General features: G+C 48.7%; 19 protein-coding genes. 4 read left to right on the plus strand and 15 right to left on the minus strand.

Going from position 1 to position 18,936, the window contains the following annotated elements:
• Position 1 precedes the first annotated feature (1 nt).
• The 3 genes from EKM75_RS07830 to EKM75_RS07840 all read right to left on the minus strand — a co-directional run bounded on the left by EKM75_RS07830 (position 2) and on the right by EKM75_RS07840 (position 2,315).
• Entirely contained in the window at positions 2-895 is an 894-nt protein-coding gene (locus tag EKM75_RS07830; protein WP_125693509.1) for an ATP-binding cassette domain-containing protein, read from the minus strand.
• Complete coding sequence (locus EKM75_RS07835; protein WP_125693511.1) at positions 892-1,269, minus strand: GntR family transcriptional regulator; 378 nt, start codon at positions 1,267-1,269, stop codon at positions 892-894. The genes EKM75_RS07830 and EKM75_RS07835 overlap by 4 nt, the downstream gene beginning before the upstream one ends.
• Before the next feature lie 359 nt (positions 1,270-1,628).
• Positions 1,629-2,315, minus strand: coding sequence for a DUF975 family protein (locus EKM75_RS07840; protein WP_125693513.1), 687 nt, complete (start codon positions 2,313-2,315; stop codon positions 1,629-1,631).
• A 249-nt stretch (positions 2,316-2,564) separates the two neighbouring features.
• Here EKM75_RS07840 and EKM75_RS07845 point away from each other — a divergent pair, with 249 nt between their 5' ends.
• Positions 2,565-4,277, plus strand: coding sequence for an aryl-sulfate sulfotransferase (locus EKM75_RS07845; RefSeq protein ID WP_125693515.1), 1,713 nt, complete (start codon positions 2,565-2,567; stop codon positions 4,275-4,277).
• Between the two features lie 63 nt (positions 4,278-4,340).
• On the opposite strand, the gene EKM75_RS07850 is transcribed toward EKM75_RS07845, so the two are convergent.
• The 9 genes from EKM75_RS07850 to EKM75_RS07890 form a co-directional block, all read right to left on the minus strand.
• Complete coding sequence (locus EKM75_RS07850; protein ID WP_125693517.1) at positions 4,341-5,054, minus strand: hypothetical protein; 714 nt, start codon at positions 5,052-5,054, stop codon at positions 4,341-4,343.
• A 301-nt stretch (positions 5,055-5,355) separates the two neighbouring features.
• On the minus strand, positions 5,356-6,228 hold the full coding sequence (citG, locus tag EKM75_RS07855) for a triphosphoribosyl-dephospho-CoA synthase CitG (protein WP_125693519.1): 873 nt from the start codon (positions 6,226-6,228) through the stop codon (positions 5,356-5,358).
• An 8-nt stretch (positions 6,229-6,236) separates the two neighbouring features.
• Complete coding sequence (gene citX / locus EKM75_RS07860; protein WP_125693521.1) at positions 6,237-6,779, minus strand: citrate lyase holo-[acyl-carrier protein] synthase; 543 nt, start codon at positions 6,777-6,779, stop codon at positions 6,237-6,239.
• Between the two features lie 740 nt (positions 6,780-7,519).
• On the minus strand, positions 7,520-9,058 hold the full coding sequence (gene citF / locus EKM75_RS07865; RefSeq protein WP_125693523.1) for a citrate lyase subunit alpha: 1,539 nt from the start codon (positions 9,056-9,058) through the stop codon (positions 7,520-7,522).
• On the minus strand, positions 9,048-9,962 hold the full coding sequence (citE, locus tag EKM75_RS07870) for a citrate (pro-3S)-lyase subunit beta (RefSeq protein ID WP_125693525.1): 915 nt from the start codon (positions 9,960-9,962) through the stop codon (positions 9,048-9,050). Before citE ends, citF begins: the two co-directional genes overlap by 11 nt.
• Entirely contained in the window at positions 9,962-10,255 is a 294-nt protein-coding gene (citD, locus tag EKM75_RS07875; protein ID WP_125684446.1) for a citrate lyase acyl carrier protein, read from the minus strand. The genes citE and citD overlap by 1 nt, the downstream gene beginning before the upstream one ends.
• Entirely contained in the window at positions 10,245-11,291 is a 1,047-nt protein-coding gene (citC, locus tag EKM75_RS07880; RefSeq protein ID WP_225426682.1) for a [citrate (pro-3S)-lyase] ligase, read from the minus strand. The genes citD and citC overlap by 11 nt, the downstream gene beginning before the upstream one ends.
• Positions 11,292-11,340: 49 nt before the next feature.
• Positions 11,341-12,312, minus strand: coding sequence for an AEC family transporter (locus EKM75_RS07885; protein WP_125693529.1), 972 nt, complete (start codon positions 12,310-12,312; stop codon positions 11,341-11,343).
• A gap of 32 nt (positions 12,313-12,344) precedes the next feature.
• A complete protein-coding gene (locus EKM75_RS07890) occupies positions 12,345-13,496 on the minus strand; it encodes an NAD(P)-dependent malic enzyme (protein WP_125693531.1) in 1,152 nt (383 codons plus the stop codon).
• A gap of 342 nt (positions 13,497-13,838) precedes the next feature.
• Here EKM75_RS07890 and EKM75_RS07895 point away from each other — a divergent pair, with 342 nt between their 5' ends.
• Positions 13,839-14,801 (plus strand): sugar-binding transcriptional regulator, encoded by a 963-nt coding sequence (locus tag EKM75_RS07895; RefSeq protein WP_125693533.1) that lies wholly within the window; start codon positions 13,839-13,841, stop codon positions 14,799-14,801.
• Between the two features lie 306 nt (positions 14,802-15,107).
• Positions 15,108-15,485, plus strand: coding sequence for a hypothetical protein (locus EKM75_RS12765; protein ID WP_164508765.1), 378 nt, complete (start codon positions 15,108-15,110; stop codon positions 15,483-15,485).
• 35 nt (positions 15,486-15,520) lie between these two features.
• Here the strand turns inward: EKM75_RS12765 and EKM75_RS07900 are convergent, their stop codons facing one another.
• Together EKM75_RS07900 and EKM75_RS07905 are read right to left on the minus strand one after the other, a co-directional pair.
• Complete coding sequence (locus tag EKM75_RS07900; RefSeq protein WP_125693645.1) at positions 15,521-16,303, minus strand: alpha/beta fold hydrolase; 783 nt, start codon at positions 16,301-16,303, stop codon at positions 15,521-15,523.
• A gap of 618 nt (positions 16,304-16,921) precedes the next feature.
• Positions 16,922-17,137: a hypothetical protein gene (locus EKM75_RS07905; RefSeq protein ID WP_125693535.1), complete on the minus strand. Its 216-nt coding sequence runs from the start codon at positions 17,135-17,137 to the stop codon at positions 16,922-16,924.
• A gap of 185 nt (positions 17,138-17,322) precedes the next feature.
• Here EKM75_RS07905 and EKM75_RS07910 point away from each other — a divergent pair, with 185 nt between their 5' ends.
• Positions 17,323-18,264 carry a nucleoside hydrolase gene (locus EKM75_RS07910; RefSeq protein WP_125693537.1) on the plus strand — a complete coding sequence of 314 codons (942 nt, stop codon included), beginning with the start codon at positions 17,323-17,325 and terminating at the stop codon, positions 18,262-18,264.
• Positions 18,265-18,321: 57 nt separating this feature from the next.
• Here EKM75_RS07910 and EKM75_RS07915 read toward each other — a convergent pair whose 3' ends face one another.
• Positions 18,322-18,936 (minus strand): zinc ribbon domain-containing protein, encoded by a 615-nt coding sequence (locus EKM75_RS07915; RefSeq protein WP_125693539.1) that lies wholly within the window; start codon positions 18,934-18,936, stop codon positions 18,322-18,324.

Consider the following 18,936-nt stretch of genomic DNA (forward strand, 5'->3'; position numbering starts at 1 on the left):
CCTACTTAATTAATTGGTAACCCGTATCGTGTGCCAAGTTAGCACGGAACAGGTCCTCTAACGTCAACGGTAATTCTTCAAACAAGACGGGGTGCAGTGCTCGCAATTCTTGGTCGATCTCTGGTGTATAGTCCGTGATCACCACGACTAAAACGCGACCAGAGGCCCGAATCACTTGACTGTGTGCCTTCAGCACCGCCGGAATCTCCTTGCCATTAAAGACTAATTGAAGTTTCTTAGCCTTCGACCGGACGTCCTCCAAGTTATAATCATGAAGTAATTTGGCATCCTTTAACAACAGTACCCGATCACTAAGCCCATCCAACTCGTTGAGGTCATGGGACGAAATCAAGAAACCCTTCTCCTGATCGGCCACTTCATCAATAATCATGGTCGCAATGTTTTCACGCACAATAACGTCCATCCCATCAAATGGTTCATCCAAAATGATATAGGTGGCGTTCGATGACAGGGCCAGAATCATGTTGACCAGGGCGCGCATCCCCTTAGACAAACGCCGATACTGGCTGTTGCGGTTGAGCTTAAAGTCAGCCAACAGCTGCATGTAGCGTTCCTGATCAAACTTGCCATAAACTAGTTTGAAAAAGTCTGGTAACTCCCATAACCGGTAGTTGTTTAAAAAGTTGTATTGCGTGTCCAGAAAGAAGAGGCGTTGTTGCAACGCTGGTTTGGCGAGCGTGCTCGTTCCATCAACTAGGACTTCGCCACCGTTAGCCACGTAATGATTCATCATCGTTCGAAAAAGCGTGGTCTTCCCCACACCGTTCCGACCAACCAGCCCGATAATTTCACCAGGCGCCCACTCAAAGCTAATGTCTTCAATGATTGGTCGCTTATCAATTTGTTTGCTTAATTGCTTTACTTGTAAGGTCACTGGTTCTTTTCCCCCTCGTATGCTGCCTTGATCCAAGTCACCACTTCTTCAAGTGGGACGCCCAGGTAACGGATTTCCGTCAGTAGGGTCAACAGTTGTTTTTTCGTTGCCACCACCTGGGCACTATCCCCCGGTTGTTCGGTAGTTTCACGGACATAAGTTCCTTTACCGTGGACGGTGGTGATGACCTGCTGAGACTCCAATTGCTTATAGGCCTTGCTGACCGTATTCGGATTCAGCTGTTCTTGCCGCGCCATGTCACGGACAGACGGTAGCCGATCCCCCGGCTGCAGAATGCCTTGGACAATCTGTTGTTTGACGTGTAAGACGAGCTGCTCGTAGTACGGCAAACCCGATTGATCCTTCATTTGCATATTTTCACCCCTTGGTGTCTGGCGATGTGTTCTACGTGTACTATTATACCTAGTACACTCATTTTGACAAGAAGTATTTAACACCATCGGTAGCTTTAGGCACTTACCAGTGCCACCGGACACCCGTTAACTACCACCTTTCAAGGAGCCACTCAGCTAATCCCCGCCACTTCATCAGAAAGCGTTTCATTTGCTGCCCTTCTTGGCACGACTGGCTACATATTTTCCACCAGCTTAAGCTAACTTTCGATCAACCTTGGCTCGATAGACCAATTCTGCAAACAAATTTGGTTATCCGCCAAAAAGTTCCTTAGAAATAGAAAAAGGCGCCAACTCGTGGCGTCTCAGATTATTTAGGCTTACGGTCTAAACCCCGCCGCAGATTCTTGTTTCTTTTGCTTCAGTAGCAGTTGGTTGTAGAACTTAGCCTGCGTTTGCCAGAAATATGGCAGAATGAACAGGTTAGCCAACCCATACGTAATCGCGCCGAAAAAGAACCACAGCAGAAAACTCAGGGCCATCAATAACATGAAACCCTTTTCACCGTTCATCAACTCCCGTGAGCGGGTAATCGCATCAATCAAACGAATATCTTCACCGCGATCAACGGCATCCCGGTAAATATAGAACGCCTGCGAGTACGAGAAGGCTTTGATGATTCCCGGTACAATCAAGAGCAATGACCAGAGTACAACCAAAATTGTACTGATAATGCCAATACCGACCCAGCCCCAGAAATACTGAGACTTATCAAACAGAGCAAATGACCGTTCAACGGGCTTGTCGAAATCAACCTTTCCCCGGTCAATATCGATCATGGTGATACTCACACCGGCATTCAGCATCCCCGCTACCAGGTAGAGCACAGTGCTCATCAACTCATCGCGCATTGACGGTTCCACGTCCAACGAGTAAGTCTTGGTTACCCAATCTCCCAAGATGAATAGGGCCACCATTAAAATGCCATTTAATAGATAAAAACTACGGTGGTCAGCAATTAATTTTCGAGCACCAGCTTTAAATCTTTTGCGATCTTCTGAATCCATAACGTCCTCCTCCAATGATGGCTAAATTCATTTCCCCAATTAATTTACCCACCATGTTTTAATTAGTCTACACTTCTTACTGCATACTGCCAACTGAAAATTCCATCACGCACATCCCCCAGAGTGTCGCACCTGTACCGACCTTTCCCGGCCCTGGGCCGGTTGTCATTCAAAAATATAATTGCTAAAATGACAGAAGTAAGTTAAAGGGTCCTAGTGTTAATCATTTGAAGGAGTTTGTTACATATTATGAAAAAATCTTGGAAAATCAGTCTGGGCGTCATTTTGGCCCTAATCATTATCGGTGGCGCAACGGCCTACCACAAACGCCATAACGTTCGGCGTCTCCTGCTGGTCCACCAGCATTACCACCGAAAGAATATTCTCTCGGAGAACCAGATCAAGCTCAATCTACGACCAGCACTTTCCACGAAACACACCACCGCCACCAACCGGCTCAGTGCAGCCTACAAGTCACAACTCAACGACTTAAAGCCGGGTTCAGCCAACGCTAAGGTCATCGTCAATCCTTACAAGACCTCACCGCTGAGTGGTCTGATTCTAGTAAAGACCCAGGCGGCCACCAAGGTTAAGGTGACCGTCCACGGCGACACCCCGGCAACAACCATTACCAAACACCTCAAGGGTTATCACACCACCCATTCAGTCGGGGTTTTGGGACTCTACGTCAACCGGACCAACCGGGTGACGCTTCAGTTTACAAAAGAAAACGGCGACAAATCCTACACCATGACCACGCATGGCACGCCCAAGGACATTGGCAAAAACACGCTCAAAACCAGCAAGCCGCAAAAAATGGCGTTGGGCAAAGGCAATCAACGTCTGACCTTTGCTGTCAGCAGTCAGGGCACCACTTACGGATTAGACGCCAACGGACAGGTGCGCTGGTACAGCACCGCACCGATTTCACACGTCTTTAAACGCCTCAGTAACAATCACCTACTGATTCTGACCAAGATTTCAGCCAGTGAACACAAGTACAACGCCCTGCGGGAAACGGACTTCTATGGTCGCGTCTACCGCCAGTATAATTTCAGCGGTCTCTTCCCTACCCGAAAGGACCACTCGAAGTTGGCCACAAACACGGTTATTCACCACGACGCTATCGAACTGCCGAACCATAACCTGTTATTAACGGTGGACGACGGGAGTAGCAAGTACGTCGAGGACACGATGGTTGAAATCAACTATAAGACGGCGAAAATCGTTAAGGTCATCGACCTGAAACGCATGCTGCCCAAGTCAGCCTATACGCAATTCGACGGCACCCACCGGCCAGATGGTAAAATCGATTGGTTCCATCAAAACTCCATGGTCTATGATCGAAAACGCGACGAGCTCATCGTATCTGGCCGTAACCAGGATATGATTTTTGCCATCAACTACAAGACCACCAAGCTGAAGTGGATTCTCGCCGCACCGGACAAGTTGCCGAAGAGCTATCACCACTACCTTTTGCAACCGAGGTCCAAGCACTATCGCTATAACGGCGGGCAGCATGCCGTCAGCCTCATCCACAAAGATACGCATCAGGGGAACACACTGGCGCTTGAATTCTACAACAATAATGTGCCTGTCACTCGTGGCAAAACCACACAATCCAAACAGTGGTCGGCTGGTGAAATCGTTTCAATCAACCAACGCCACCGAACAGTCCACCAGACCTGGAGCTTTGGGAAATCACTGGGTAAGCGGAACTTCACTAACATCGTTGGGAGTAGCTACGCCGTCGGTAAGGGAAATACCCTGATTGGTTTCGGTTATGCTAGCAAGGGGAAACGCAGTGAATTCGTCGAGGTCGACCGTAAAACGAATCAAATCGTCTACGACGTTGACCGAACCGGCTTCAATCACGGTGATTGGTCATACCGGGCGCAACGCATGAGTCTCTATCCCGGAACTGGCAGCGTTGGGCTAAAGAAAATTACACCAACTGATTAAAAATAGGCTTTGCGCCAGTCCCCCTGTTGCGGGGGTGCTGGTGCAAAGCCTATTTTTTGTGGTTTATTCGACGCTGGCCAGACTCTTATTAAATTGCCGCTTAGCTTGCAAATATAGCCGCATGTCCGTCTTAGAATCATGCCGGTGTTTGGCAAGTGTTGCCAACGCCCGTTTAGCAGTCCGGTAGGCTTGCGCCGTCTCGTTCGGTAACACGTACAGAACCTGCCCCTTCTTCTGGGCCCGTTGCAGCCGTTTATGTAAGGGTTGCTGCCCCAACAGCTTGCGCGTGACTAACGCCACGTTCCCCGCAGCTTCTAAATGGGAATCCAGCAACGTCTGCCGGTCCGCGTGACCGTAGTAATTGTACCGGTTACTATCGGCTAACACACCAACCGTCCCTTGAGCGGTCGTCGTTGGCGTCACCATGTCGCCATAATCTGCAGCTGTCCAACCCGTGGTCTTATGATAAACCTGCTTTTTCCCCTGTTTAATCGTAAAATCAACGCCGAGCCATTTCACACCCTTAGACCGGCCGATGACATACGTAAAGTGCCAGTTAGACCGCTTTTGTGTGAGTATCAATCCCACTTGGCCTTGCTTGCTAACCTTAAGACCCGCAAAGTGGTAGCCCAACTGCGCCGTGGTCGTCGTCAACCGAGCGCTATCGGTGATATCGATGATGGGTCTGCTCTTCGCCTGTGCTTGAGCCGTTCCCAGAATCCCCGCAACAAACACGGCGGCCGTCATAACCGCCACCCGTAAACCTTTAAACCGCATTCTACAATCTCCCCTAAAACAAATATTCGATTAACAATCAACGCTCATTAACCAATAATTATATAATCCACTTTTCCTGATACCTTGTCAATCCAGACTAAGCCACGGAATGACGCGTAAGACTGCCGCTTGTCGCACGTTACGACTATAAACGTTCAGAGAACAAAAGGGGGGCAAGACTTTGTCTCCCCCCCTTCACCAACTGTAAATTTATGCGGAAGCGTATACCAGCAGGTAGCTCACTTTGCTTAATCCTAAAGGTCACTGCTCACTAACTAATCGCCCGCCGGCCTGTTTTCACCTAAAAGTTAAAACTGTCATTGGTCAGGACACCTTCGCGGAGGCCCAAAAAGATGGTTAAGATCAGCAGATCGGCCGACCCGCCCAGGCTCAGGTTACGGTCGTCAAAGACCCGGTTCAGTTCCAGTAATTTTTCCCATCCCGTTGGCGTCTTGCTGCCTCCGGCGGCCAGATAAGCGTTGGCCTGTTCGTGAGCCCACGCCACCACATGGCTATCACCACCGGAACGTTTGACCAAGTTAGTATCCACACTATTGGCCACGATTGCCATTAGGGTATCCAGCAACCGTTGATTGGCGGTTCCTGAACTCTGCCGCAACGCTGGCAAGGCGTGGGCAAAGACCGTGGGATAACCCTGTTCGGCTTCACCGCGAATGCCCGTGATGCCGTAACGCAGATACAGCCGTTCTCCAGCTGTTAAGTCTGCTTCTGGCTTATCACCCACGTGAGCAAAATCATTGGTCGTAAGGCCCTTGAGCATGCCTTTAATGGTCGTTTCCAGGTCTAGGCCCAGCCGTTCACTGTATGCGCTAGCCGCCACCAAGATTCCCAAGGAAAAGACGGCACCTTTGTGCGTATTTACCCCGTTAGTTGCCTGAAACATAGCGCGTTCAGCTGCGATTCCAATTGGCCGTAACTGCGCGAATAATGCCGGCAGGTTGGCATCGTCAAACGTCGTCCCAGCCGCCGCACACTGTTCAAAGTAGGTTCGCAGACTCAGTGCGCTGTCGATGAACGTGAAGACCGTCATATCCGGATGGGGCCCCTGTGAAGCGGGATCAACTAAACCGGGCTTAGGCGTCACGCTCACTTCAAAGAGCAGGGCTCGCAAAGCATCGTTCGCAATAGTGGCTGACTGGTTCGTGGTTTCCATGACTTCTCCTACTTTCTAATGATTGTTTGGTAGACCTGATCAATGTGATTTTGCAACTCCGCCACAGAATGACGCCGTGACCGCGCACACTCTTTAGCGGGCCGGTTGCAAATAAAACACCGACGAACGGCGGAGCCTAACTCGGTCCGTGACAAGGAGGTACCACTCCCCGCCAGCAACACATCCACGTCAAAGATCCGGCCCAGGTCGTCCTCGTCTTCAAACGCCACGGCAACCTGCTTGACGGTTTGAGCTACCATGGGCGTCGTCAAGAATAACTCGTTACCCGCAGCAGTATGCCACTGAGCCAGCTCAGTCGTCGTGATACCAGCCTGCTTAAATGCTGCCGCGAGCCGCTCGATGCCCACCGTAAACAGGTCCTGAATCCCCTGATTGTTCTTGATGGGTCCAGGAATGTTGAGTTTCACTGCGACCAGCGTCTCTTCTGGGTGCTTAGCGAGGGCTTCCTGCTGAAAGGCCACTCGCCGGTCCTTATTGGCTAGGACGTCGGCGATGGTCAGGTCCTGCCCCTTATCAAACAACGTGGACATGTTGATTCCTCCTTAGATTTTGAAATACTTTATTTTTAGTGGGTCAATGCCACCTTCGAGTGGCCGGGATGGGGACTGCTGTGGGGACCGCCTGCGGCCTGAGGTACGGTCCTCCGGCTCGGTTTGAAACCACGCTAAACCCGCGCGTTTCCAAACACGTCCCGTGCTGTAAGCTCGGGAATCCCCCGAGCAACACCACCGACACAGCAGCCCCCATCCCGACCACCCTACGGTTACACTAGTTGTTAACGAATAACCGTCCATGAACGTGAGAACCAACGTCGTTCAATCAACATTCTGGGCGTTAAAACACTGACAATTACCGGGATAGTTAGTAACTAATCATCACTAGAATAGTAGCAATTGTGGCTACCGTCATAATGACTTGTATATAACGGCACAGCTACTGAACTACCAACCAGCAAGTTGGTTAATAGTTCAACCAGGTGATTTACCGTCAGTCCAGCCGTGAGGCCACAAAATATGGGCTCAGGCGCCTCGTTGTTCTTAGTCCCGGTGACTTTCCGGGGCTTAGAACAAGACCAAGCTTTAAGACCTGGTACTTTCGAGGCTCAAAGTTGTGTCGGCACCGTTCCAGCCCATATTTTATGGCCGGTAAGGCAGCGCATCAACGACCAAGAAGGTCTTTGACCCTAACCAGATTAGCACTTGTGAATAAGTAAGGCCACCCAAACCTGATTGAGTGGCCTCACATTTATTGAGCTGTCGTAGGAAAAAGCTTAATCCTTAACTTGCTTGATGGAATCGATCACAGTCCCGTCACGGTATTCGATCAAGGCAACCGTCCGGTCAGTGTATTCCAATGGCTTTGGCGTACCAACGCGCTTTTCAGCCATCTTTTGTAGGTCTTCAATCTTGTAGACTGGTAACCCAGGAATGTTGCTCAAAGCGTCCAGTAAGTCTGTCCGCTTAGGGTTGATAGCAATCCCAAATTCAGTAACTAAGACATCAACTGAATCACCAGGTGTAACCACCGTGGTAACGTCAGGAACGACCGTAGCAATCCGGCCCCGAACCAGTGGTGCGGAGATGATCGTCAATTTACCAGTAGCGGCGTCCTGGTGACCACCAATGGCCCCACGGATCACACCGTCAGAACCAGTCATGACGTTGACGTTGAACTTGGTGTCAATTTCTAAGGCACTCAAGATAACGACGTCTAATTGGTCAACCATGGCACCCTTGTTGTCAGGGTCAGCGTACCAAGAAGCATCGATTTCTTGTTGATCGCCATTGGTGTGCATAGAGTCCGCAGCACCTTTGTCAAAGTCTTGGACGTCCATAACCTTCTTGACCAAGCCTTCATTTAACAGGTCGGTCGTTGGCTTCGTAATCCCACCCAAGGCAAAGGATGCCTTGATTTGGTTGTCGATCATTGCCTGACGCAGGTAACGCGTAACGGCCAATGCGGCACCACCAGAACCAGTCTGGAAGGAGAAGCCATCTTTGAAGTATGGTGAATGGGTGATAACGTCGTTAACCATGGAAGCAATCTTTAATTCCTTAGGATCCTTGGTGAAACGCGTAGCACCGGAACCAATCTTGTCGGGGTCCCCTACCTTGTCGACCTTGACGACGTAGTCAACTTGCGTTTGCTTGATAGAAGCTGGCGTGTTGGGGTAATCCACGATGTTATCAGTCAGTAAGACAACTTTGTCAGCGTATTGGGCGTCCATTAAGGCATAACCCAATGACCCAAAGACAGCGTCACCCTTCATCCCGTTGGCATTCCCTAATCGGTCAGCACTTGGGACACCTAAGAAGGCCACGTCAATCTTAATGTCACCGTGTTCGATGGACCGGGCCCGGTTTCCGTGAGAACGGAAGATAACTGGGTTCTTCAAACCACCGTGAGAAACGAAGTCCCCGAGGGAACCACGCATCCCAGAACTGGTGATGTTGGTGATGGTCCCAGCCTTGATGGCTTCAATGACCATGTCGTTCATGACACCCGTCAATGAGGAAGGTGCCAAGGTTAAGTTCTTGATGCCGGCATCAATGATGACCCGCATCACCTTGTTGAAGACGTAGTCCCCGTTACGGAAGTGGTGATGGAAGGAGATGGTCATGCCATCTTCAAGCGTTTCATCAACAACCTTCTTGATGGAGTCGACGATCTTGTCGTCCCCCGTTGAAACGTGAACTTTAGGCGCAACCCGTTGGATTTCGGGGTTACCAATTTCAGTCGTTTCAAATGGCTGGTAGTTTAATTGCTTCATCAAATCATCTGGTAATTCGCGATTTACTTTACTTTTCAAGATAATTACCCTCCTCATCAACTAAGTTGGAAGCCTTGGCCAAGCTCATGACCCGTTGTGCCCGGAGTACAACGGGGCGGTCAACCATTTGACCGTTCATGGAGATAACACCGGAACCCTTTAATTTAGCTTCTTGAATAGCGTTGATTACGTTCTTAGCATTCTTAATTTCAGCGGCCTTTGGTTCGTAAACCTTGTTGACCATTGGGATTTGACGTGGGTTAACCAGGGACTTCCCGTCGAAACCAAGTTGGTGAATGTATTCAGTTTCACGGTAGAAGCCTTCCGTATCGTCCATGTTCGTGAAGACCGTATCGAAGGCGGCCACACCAGCAGCACGGGCAGCGTGTAAGACCATGTTCCGAGCAAATTCAAGTTCCTTACCGTCTGGGTAACGGTGGGTCTTCATGTCGGTCGTGTAGTCTTCGGCAGAAAGCGCGATTCCAATCATCCGGTCAGAAGAAGCGGCGATATCGGCAGCCCGGAGGACACCCTTGGCGCTTTCGATAGCGGCCATCAGGTGCGTCGAACCAGCTTCACGGCCAAATTGCTTTTCAGCAGCGGCAATGTCTTGGTCCAACTTTTCAACCATTTCTGGAGATTCAGCCTTAGGCAAACGAATAACATCGATGCCAGCCTTAACCATTGCCTTCACGTCGTTGTCATAGAATGGCGTATCTTGGCCGTTGACCCGGACAACCAGTTCAGCGTTACCGTAGTCTTGCGTTTGCAAAGCTTCGTAGACCAATACCCGAGCGGCATCCTTTTCTGGCAAAGAAACGGAGTCTTCCAGGTCAAACATAATGGAGTCGGCACCGTAGATCCCGGCATCCTTGACCATCGCTGGGTTATTCCCTGGCACGAACATCATGGTTCGGCGTAAACGTTCTTCATTTTCAGCCATTAGAGTACCTCCCATTCTGGTGTGTCCGTCGTTTCAGCAGCACGTTGAATTGCGGCAATCGTCCGGGCCTTGATGACACAGTCCAAGGCACCCTTGTCGACAGCTTTGACCTTAGCGTCTTTGACGTCTAGCTTAGCTAACGTGTCTTTGATTACTGATTCGATTTGATCCCCAAATACTTTTTTAACATCCGATTGCAGGTCGATGCTGATTCCGTTGTCGGCCTTAGAAATCGTTAACTGAATGTCGGAGGATTCAAGGGTTCCGGCAATCGCAGTCTTTTTAATTTCCATGAATAGTCATTCCTTTCTGAATTCTGGCTTGTAAGGTGGTTAGATGTTTTTGGATAAATTGATAGGTCGTGACGGGCAAGAAATCTTGTACCGTCGCAATCTCATTTTGCGCAATCGCCTCGCGAACCTGGGTGGCCGTGATGACTTGGCCACTGGCTTGCTTACGATCAACCACGTGCACGGTAATGGCTGGCGCCAATTCCTTCTGCAGAACCTGATTGTAGATCCCCGTCGTTCGGGAAAATGGTTCGCTCCCCAAGTACCGTTGCGTGATGTTCAATCCTGGTGCGATGGCATTCTTAAAGATCCGCGCGTCCAGCGTCGTTTGATACGTGATGGCTTCATCCGGTGTGGGCAAAAAGTACGCCGGGAACGTGACGTAACTGACCATGTACTGGCCACCGTTGACCACGATCACGTTGCTCAAATCGGCCGTCCCAGCTTGAACCAAGGCTAACCGTTCCGTCGTGCTGAACAGGGAAACATCGTCACTAACGACGAAGACGTAGACCAAGTCGTTTGCCGCGGCTGCCTGTTCAACCAGGTAGCGGTGACCTAGAGTGAACGGATTGGCGTTCATCACAATGCTGGCCACCTGTAGGTCCGCTTGGTTAGGCTGTTGCGGAATCCGGTGAACATAGTCCTTGACGTCGGTGTCCCCCGTTTCCAGGATGGCGCCTAAGTCCGTATGGGCTAGCTCATTGAAGCCAATGTGTTGAAAACTCTGAGAGTACTTTAGTTTGGTGAAGACGAACACATGAAAGATGTCATTTTGCGCCAACAGGTTCATCAGAGACGAGATAATCGTGTTGAAATGACTTCCGTGAACGGAAAACTTGTTGCAGACCCCCACGTACTTGAGGACGTTACCAGCAACTGAGCCGGTTGCCACCAAGCTACCGGCATCATTGTACATGCCAAGTGTGCTATCGATCTGTGCGAGTTCATTTTCTTGGAAGTTACTGATACCTAGGGATTCCAGGAACTCTTTCCATTCACGGAAGACCTCATGATCCTTAAGATTCAGCAGTTGCACATCGTTATTAATGAGTCGTCACCACTTTCTAAGCCATCAGAGACAGCAATTACATATTTTGAATAACCATGATGATTGGTACCACCACGATGAACAAGACTGAGGTTGAAACCACGATGTTCGTGGCAAACTTCACGTCACCATGGTACGTGTTAGCCAAGATTGGCAGAACGGCCAATGAAGGCGTAGCGGCTTGGATGATCAACGTTTGTTGGAACACGTTGTTGATGTGAACACCCACGTGAAGACCAGCGAAGATGATAATCGCCATGATGATTGGTGAAATTACGAACCGACCCAGTAAGGTCCAGATAACGTTGCCGTCGAAACGCATGTTTAAGATACCAAAGCTCTTTAACATAATCCCAATGTAGATCAAGGATAATGGCGTTACCAACGCACCGATATCAGATAAAGCAGTCGTAGCAAACGTGATCTTCATTAAACCACTTTGCCAACCTGGAATGTAGATAACAGGCAGGGCAATGATGAACCCCCAGAGTGGCGTAGGAATCAAGTGATGCCAATCAAAGCTGGCCTTGCTGCCATCGTTGGTTGGGTCGTCACCGGCAATGACCCAAACCCCTAAGGTCCAGATAATAACCGTGTTAACAATGTAATAAGTCAGTAAGTAAGGAACGGATACTTCACCGAACAAAGCAACGTTCAGTGGCATCCCGATGAAGACGGTGTTGGCACCGTTAATGGCCGTCATCATCAGTCCACGCCGGCCGCGGGCCACGTGGAACATCCGCACAGCCACCCAAGCGACGATGTAGCCGATCAGGATGGACATGATCGTGTAGATGACCCCGGTTGACAAGTTGGCCAACTCGGAAGGCTTAAAGAACTTCATCATTGCCATGAAGATTGAAGCAGGCAATGAAATCTTCATGATCAATTTAGATAAGGAACCGGAAAACTTTTCATCAAACCACCCTTTTGATTGACCGAAGTAACCAACGGCAATCATCAAAACAATGGCTAAAACACTTTGGATAGAGGTTAAGAATACATTCATGAGTCGTAACTTCCTTTACTATATAGGAGTATTTATTTTTGTGACGCGATGATAGCTTTCGTAACCGTCTCAACGACACCTTCATCGAAGACGCCAGGAACGATTTTATCAGCCGTTGGAGTCGCAATCGTCTGAGCCAAAGCTTCAGCAACGATCTTTTCAACATCCATGTTAACCGTCTTCAAGCCGCTTTGGAGCAAGCCCTTGAACAGACCAGGGAAGACCAGGATGTTGTTCACTTGGTTAGGATATTGACCTGAACCAGTTGCAACCACACCTGCACCAGCTTCGTGGGCAATGGCGGGATCAATTTCTGGCTTAGGGTTGGCCAAGGCGAAGATGATTGGCTTAGCAGCCATCCGCTTAACTTGGTCACCAGATAAGAGGTCGGCATCGGATAATCCGATGAAGGCATCCTGTCCGTCGATAACGTCATCCAAGGTCGTGCCTTGAACATCGTTACCAACTTGCTTAGCAAACGCCGTTTGGTAACGGTTGTCCTTGGTTGAATCAGGCTTAACGACCCCGTTGATATCAACTAAGGTCAGGTTGTGGATCCCCACACCGTAGAGTAACTTGGCAGTGGCCAAACCTGAGGCGCCGACACCGTTCAAGACGATCTTTAAGTCCTTCAACTCTTTGCCAACCACTTTAGCAGCGTTGATCAAGCCGGCCAAGACAACGATGGCGGTTCCCTCTTGATCATCGTGGTAAACGGGAATGTCTAAGACTTGCTTCAATTCATCTTCGATTTCGAAACACCGGGGTGCGGCGATATCTTCCAAGTGAATCCCAGCAAATGACAGGGACAAGTTCTTCAGCGTGCTAACGAAGTCCTTAACGGGTACTTGGTTAACGGCCAATGGTAAGGCGTTGACGCCGGCTAAGTCCTTGTATAACAATGACTTGCCTTCAACAACGGGTAACCCACCGGCAGGACCAATGTCACCCAGACCCAAGACAGCGGAACCATCAGTCACAACCGCAACCAACTTCCCACTCAACGTCATCTTGTCTTTAAGACTAGGATCGGCTTCAATGGCCTTTGAAATGGTTGCAACACCGGGCGTGTAGGCTTTGCCTAAGTCGCTCTTGTTATTGACAGCCATTTCGGCTTCCATCCCAAGAACACCCGTATGTTCTTCATGCAAGGCAACAATTTCATCTTTATCCAATGCATTCATTCCTTTCGCGTATGTAAACAAATAGTTTGTGAATACTTTATCTTATTAGCTAACAAAAGCTATCTTACACGCATTTTTTAAATATTGCAAATTTAATTGATATTTTTTAAATTTTAAAAGTTTATCTTTGGATAATTCACAATTAGTATCATATTTTTGGTAAAATTAAATAGAATAAGTTAGTCATGTGGTCCGTCAATGCCGCTCGGAGTCGGTAGGACCGACCACACCGGCTCGCACAAAACCACACAAGCTCGGCACTACCGGCGGGAATGACCGTCGATTACCGGCTGAACATGGTATACTAACAATAGAAGATTGACCCAGCGGAGGACCCTAATTATGGACAAGAATATGACCCACGAGGAGTTACTCGTTCAAGTGTCGCAGGACTACTACTATAGTAACCTGGCCGTTTCAGAACTCTCTCGTAAATACAATTTAAGCCGCTATCTTGTGACCAAATACCTTGAAGAGGCCCTGCAATCAGGAATCGTGACCATTCACGTGAATTCTCCAGTGGCCCGTAATTTTCAATTGGAAACGGAATTCAAGAAACTCTTTGATATTCCCCACATTGCCATTCTCAAGGGCGATGGCAGTTCCGACGCCAACGCCAATAACATCGTGGCGTACTCTGCCAAACGAATTCAGTTGTTGATTGCTGAAAGCCACGTGGTCGGCCTGACCTGGGGGAGCACCGTGCACAGCATCATCGACCATTTCAATTCTGAACTGGTTGATGGTCTGGTTTTCACCCAATTTGTGGGTGAAAATATGAAATACAATTCACGGACTGGTTCGACCCGAATGGTGGAACACGCCGCCTCCCGGTTCGATGCCAACTACCACGTCCTGCCAGCACCGCTGTACGTGGTGAATCAGACGGTTCACGACCTCTTGCCACAGGAACCCGCCCTTCAACAGACCATGACGCTGGCCTCACGGATGGACCTCCTCTTCTGTGGTATCGGAACAATTGCGTCGATTGATTCAATTCCCACTTGGAATACGAATAAATCAGAACTTTTCCCTGGCGTTGACCCCAGCCAAATTGCCGGCATGCTGTTCGGTCGACCATACGACATTCAAGGAAACTTCTTGATTCCTGAGCGTGACACCGTCATGGGTATTTCGCTCGACAAAGTTCTGGCGACCCCCCGTCGGTTTGGGGCCATCAAGAGCAAGTTCAAGACGCACGCAGCACTTGGCGCCTTGCGAGGTAAGTTGTTGACCGATCTAGTCATCGATGAAGGAATTGCCCAGCGAATCCTAACTGCTAATAAAGACTTAAACGAAGACTGATGTACGCAAAAAGCGCAAGAATCCTTGCTGGGTTCTTGCGCTTTTTCTACTACGGAACCCAGATTACGAGTTCCTTCTTTTCATCCGTAAGATCAAACTAATAAAGCACACAGCTTACGTTTACCGAAATTGAAAAAACTTCAGTTACCGAATCCAAATCGAATTCAAAAGCAAAATACAGAAAAGAGGTCCAATTCGAAAGAGAATTGAACCTCTGAAAATCCCTTCATCAGCACCAGTTGACAAAGACAATTCGTTACTGTGTATAATAGAATCAACTATTACGGAATATTGGAGGTTAAATCCATGAATCGAAAGCAAATTTATTTAATTTTAGGCTGTGGCGGATTGCCTCTTGTTATCTGTTCCACTCCACTGCTGGCATTATCTTTATATAATCTTCTCGTTGACGGGTTAATAGCCTTGGGTAATGCCTGTTTCTGTTTATTCTTATTTTCCACATCTTTTTGGTATACACTAAGTTGTTTCCATAAATATTTTACAAATGCAAAGCTTCCATTTGCATATTTGTGTGGTGAGCTATCACTTATCACTTACATTATCTATATATTTGTAATTCACGCTATAGTGCCCATGTTTCTATCAATCTACATTGTTGTGTATGCAATATTTAGCTTAACCGTACGTTTCTTAAATTCAAGTTTTTCTAAACTTAATCAATAAATCAGATTACTTTCATTATACCAGCAACATTCTTCCTACAGTTTTCCCAAAAAGTCATCCAGCACCTGGTTAAACGCCGCTGGCTGTTCAGCCATGACGATGTGCCCGGCGTGAGCGACAACCTTTGCCGTTCCATGAGGAGCCAGGTTCGCGCAGACCTCTGCGAATTTTGGATTAAAGTATGGTGACTTCTCACCGGCCACAATCAGCAATGGCACTTTTAATTGAAGCAAAACATCTCGCCAATCCTGGGCGGCATGGTCGACCAACAGTGGATAATTCAATTCCGCATCGTAAGGATACTGAGCGTTGACCGCCTGAACCTTAGCAAACGTGGCATCACTGATTCGACTGGCCGTCGCTTTCCCAAGTGGTTCACGTAATAACGTGGGAAATTGTTCCCAGGTAAGATTTTTGAACCCAAATGACCAGTCAGCATCAGCCACCATCTTGGGACTTTGATCAACGTCAATGACGGCCTGAACCTTAGCCGTTCCAAATAAGGAAACATAGGCAAAAATTGTGGCCGCGCCCATTGAATTTCCTAATAAAATAACATCTTGTACGTTCAAGTGATCCAACAACTCTGCCAGATCCATCGCGTGCCGCGTAATTCGCCGGCCCTTAAACGTGTGGGCCGAGGCCCCTTGGTTGCGAGCATCCACGTTGATTACCCGATAGCCTTGAGCCAACAGGTGCTCAACTTGATTTTCCCAAATAACCCGGCTTCCCCCGATTCCGGTCAGAATCACGACCGGAGTTCCAGTTCCCTGGTCATCGAAGGCGAGTTGAACGCCATCGTTGGTTGTAAACTTCATCATTATTTCCCCCTCTTCGTCGAAATTTAGTGTACGGCTATGTTGGGGGCGGGTCAACTTACGGTAAAAATTTGCTGCAAAAATCACACATAAAACAGCCCCGGTAAACCTAACTAGGTATATCGAGGCTGCTTTTAGAGGTAATCTACCTGAAGCTTGATTATTTTTAATACCCAATCTTACTTGTCATAGCACTGGTTTTAGCAGGCAAACCGGTATGGCTTCCCGCCTTACTGACTACCAAATGCGGACTGGAACGACACAAGTCGAGCCGTCACTGGCGGCCTTAAACTCTGTCATCGGTTAGCCCCATCCTTCAGCGGTGATTATGTTAAATCACAACCACAGTCGGAGGAGACCAAGGATGGAGTCAGCCGTGGAGGTGGTGTTAGCTGGTGATTTTCCAGCATACACCACGGGCGACTTTGAAGACACGGATTTTTCGTGGCTTCAAATCGAGCGAGAAGACTAGTGATTTTCCAGTCTGAAGCGTCCCCACAGCAGATGGAATCCCTGGCCTCCGGAGTGCAGCCAATCCAGCAGTAGCTGTACTTGCTAACACTGGATTGAACCAAACAATTCATCTTTAAGCCCTTAGTGATTTACACTTAATGTTCGTTAATTACTACTGCTAGTTTTACTTGGCATGCCTTTCGGAGCCCCGGATGGTTTGCCACTCATGCCCTTAGGCGCGTTTTTCATCTGGGTCGTTTGTGCTGATTTGGCCTGTTGTTGGCCGAACAGGTACCCCGTGCCACCACCGCCGGCAAATAATATCATCCCAGCAACGACTAAGGCCAACCAATGTTTGGGACCTTTACGACTTGGTTGCATGTAAACTTCATCCTTTCTGATCAATCGAATACCTTGACCACGGTTCCTAGTATACGGCGATTTCCTTAAGTCTAACTAAATCAGTTAACAACATTACTTGCAACGCCTTCAGCGATTCGTTAAAATAAGAACTATCAAATGGCAGTCCCTTATTAATATTCGTATATTGGAGGATGACTATATTTATGCGTAACGTCTATTTTAACCATGATGGTAGTGTTGATGACCTGGTTTCCTTGCTGTTATTGCTCCAAATGAAAGATGTCCACCTGACCGGTGTGGGTGTCGTTGGTGCCGACTCGTACCTGGAACCCGCCTTAGCCGCCAGTCGCAAAATCATTGACCGGTTTGGTCATGGCGAACAGCTGGACGTCGCCGCTTCTGATTCCCGCGGCGTGCATCCCTTCCCTAAGGAATGGCGATTAGACGCTTTTAGTTTAGATGCCTTGCCAATCTTGAACGAAGCTGGTACCGTACATGCACCGGTGGCAACGCAACCCGCCCATTTAGACTTAGTAGCTAAGGTCCAAGCCACCGACGGCCCCACTACCCTAGTGATGACTGGCCCTTTGACCGATCTGGCTCGGGCTTTGGAATCCGATCCCAGCATCGCCAAGAAAATTGACCGCTTGTACTGGATGGGTGGCACGTTTGATGGGCGCGGTAACGTCGCCGAACCCGAACAAGACGGCACCACGGAATGGAACGCCTACTGGGACCCCGAAGCCGTTAAAACCGTTTGGGACAGCCAAATCCCGATTCAAATGGTTGGACTCGAAAGTACCCGCCAGGTACCATTGACTCCGGCTATTCGCCAACACTGGGCCCAACTGCGTCAACACCCAGCCATTGATTTCATTGGCCAAGGCTACGCGCTGGTTCCTGCCCTCCAACATTTTGAGACCAATTCCACCTACTTCCTATGGGACGTTCTCAACACGGTGGCCAGTGAATTTCCTGATACTGTTACGACTAAACAGGTCATGAGTGATGTGCTGACTACCGGCCCCGGTCGCGGTCGAACCTTTGAAACGCCGGATGGTCGCCCCGTCACGCTAGTTACTCAGGTCGATCACGATGCGTTCTTCCAGCATATTGACGACCTTGCTATCTTAGCAGATGACTAGCATCCCTAACTTTTAGATAAAATCCAGCAAAAAAGCTGACCCAGCTGGTCAGCTTTTTTAGTCGTTACTATCGAATTCATCATATAGCTTTGAAGTGTCTGGAATCTCAACTGAGACAGATTTTTCATACTTCACATCAGTTATGTTAATGTCCACAGACGTACTATCGCCATAATCATCTTCAACGGAGGCATAACCTGAATAATGGTCCCCGCCCGTGTGCCGCTCAACGGTGACATCTGTCGCCTCAGCATCCAAGTCAAAATCATCTTGAATCATGTTGGTTACGACATCAACCGCATCCTTAGACAGCCGCCGTTCCGTTGACTGTACTTTAGATTCACTGGACGACCTTGAACGACTGACCCGGGCAATTGAAGCTTGTTCAGCCTTTTGTTTAGCTTCCTGTTGTTTTTGAAAGATAACATTCATGGTAATAATCACCACGAGAGCCAGGCCAATCGCAACCCCACCAATGGTTGCCCACTTCTTAAAATTGGGATTATTGAGAAATGCCCACCGATTCGTTGAAGTTGGCTGAGGCGTCGGTGTTGGTTGCGTCTGCTGCGGTGTTTGTGGTTGTTCACTAAACTTGTACCCACAGTTCCGGCAAAAGACCGCGTCTGCTGGTAACTTGGTTCCACATTGCGGACAGAATTTTTCTTGTGTCAT

Source organism: Levilactobacillus tongjiangensis (assembly GCF_003946345.1).
In the GTDB taxonomy this organism is placed as follows: Bacteria; Bacillota; Bacilli; order Lactobacillales; family Lactobacillaceae; genus Levilactobacillus; species Levilactobacillus tongjiangensis.

What these genes read in the sequence shown, in the direction of transcription:
- EKM75_RS07835 (WP_125693511.1), bottom strand. Translation starts at nt 1,269, where the DNA reads ATGCAAATGAAGGATCAATCGGGTTTGCCGTACTACGAGCAGCTCGTC.
- EKM75_RS07840 (WP_125693513.1), bottom strand. Translation starts at nt 2,315, where the DNA reads ATGGATTCAGAAGATCGCAAAAGATTTAAAGCTGGTGCTCGAAAATTA.
- EKM75_RS07845 (WP_125693515.1), top strand. Translation starts at nt 2,565, where the DNA reads ATGAAAAAATCTTGGAAAATCAGTCTGGGCGTCATTTTGGCCCTAATC.
- EKM75_RS07850 (WP_125693517.1), bottom strand. Translation starts at nt 5,054, where the DNA reads ATGCGGTTTAAAGGTTTACGGGTGGCGGTTATGACGGCCGCCGTGTTT.
- citG (WP_125693519.1), bottom strand. Translation starts at nt 6,228, where the DNA reads ATGGAAACCACGAACCAGTCAGCCACTATTGCGAACGATGCTTTGCGA.
- citX (WP_125693521.1), bottom strand. Translation starts at nt 6,779, where the DNA reads ATGTCCACGTTGTTTGATAAGGGGCAGGACCTGACCATCGCCGACGTC.
- citE (WP_125693525.1), bottom strand. Translation starts at nt 9,962, where the DNA reads ATGGCTGAAAATGAAGAACGTTTACGCCGAACCATGATGTTCGTGCCA.
- citD (WP_125684446.1), bottom strand. Translation starts at nt 10,255, where the DNA reads ATGGAAATTAAAAAGACTGCGATTGCCGGAACCCTTGAATCCTCCGAC.
- EKM75_RS07885 (WP_125693529.1), bottom strand. Translation starts at nt 12,312, where the DNA reads ATGAATGTATTCTTAACCTCTATCCAAAGTGTTTTAGCCATTGTTTTG.
- EKM75_RS07890 (WP_125693531.1), bottom strand. Translation starts at nt 13,496, where the DNA reads ATGAATGCATTGGATAAAGATGAAATTGTTGCCTTGCATGAAGAACAT.
- EKM75_RS07895 (WP_125693533.1), top strand. Translation starts at nt 13,839, where the DNA reads ATGGACAAGAATATGACCCACGAGGAGTTACTCGTTCAAGTGTCGCAG.
- EKM75_RS12765 (WP_164508765.1), top strand. Translation starts at nt 15,108, where the DNA reads ATGAATCGAAAGCAAATTTATTTAATTTTAGGCTGTGGCGGATTGCCT.
- EKM75_RS07900 (WP_125693645.1), bottom strand. Translation starts at nt 16,303, where the DNA reads ATGAAGTTTACAACCAACGATGGCGTTCAACTCGCCTTCGATGACCAG.
- EKM75_RS07905 (WP_125693535.1), bottom strand. Translation starts at nt 17,137, where the DNA reads ATGCAACCAAGTCGTAAAGGTCCCAAACATTGGTTGGCCTTAGTCGTT.
- EKM75_RS07910 (WP_125693537.1), top strand. Translation starts at nt 17,323, where the DNA reads ATGCGTAACGTCTATTTTAACCATGATGGTAGTGTTGATGACCTGGTT.
- EKM75_RS07915 (WP_125693539.1), bottom strand. Translation starts at nt 18,936, where the DNA reads ATGACACAAGAAAAATTCTGTCCGCAATGTGGAACCAAGTTACCAGCA.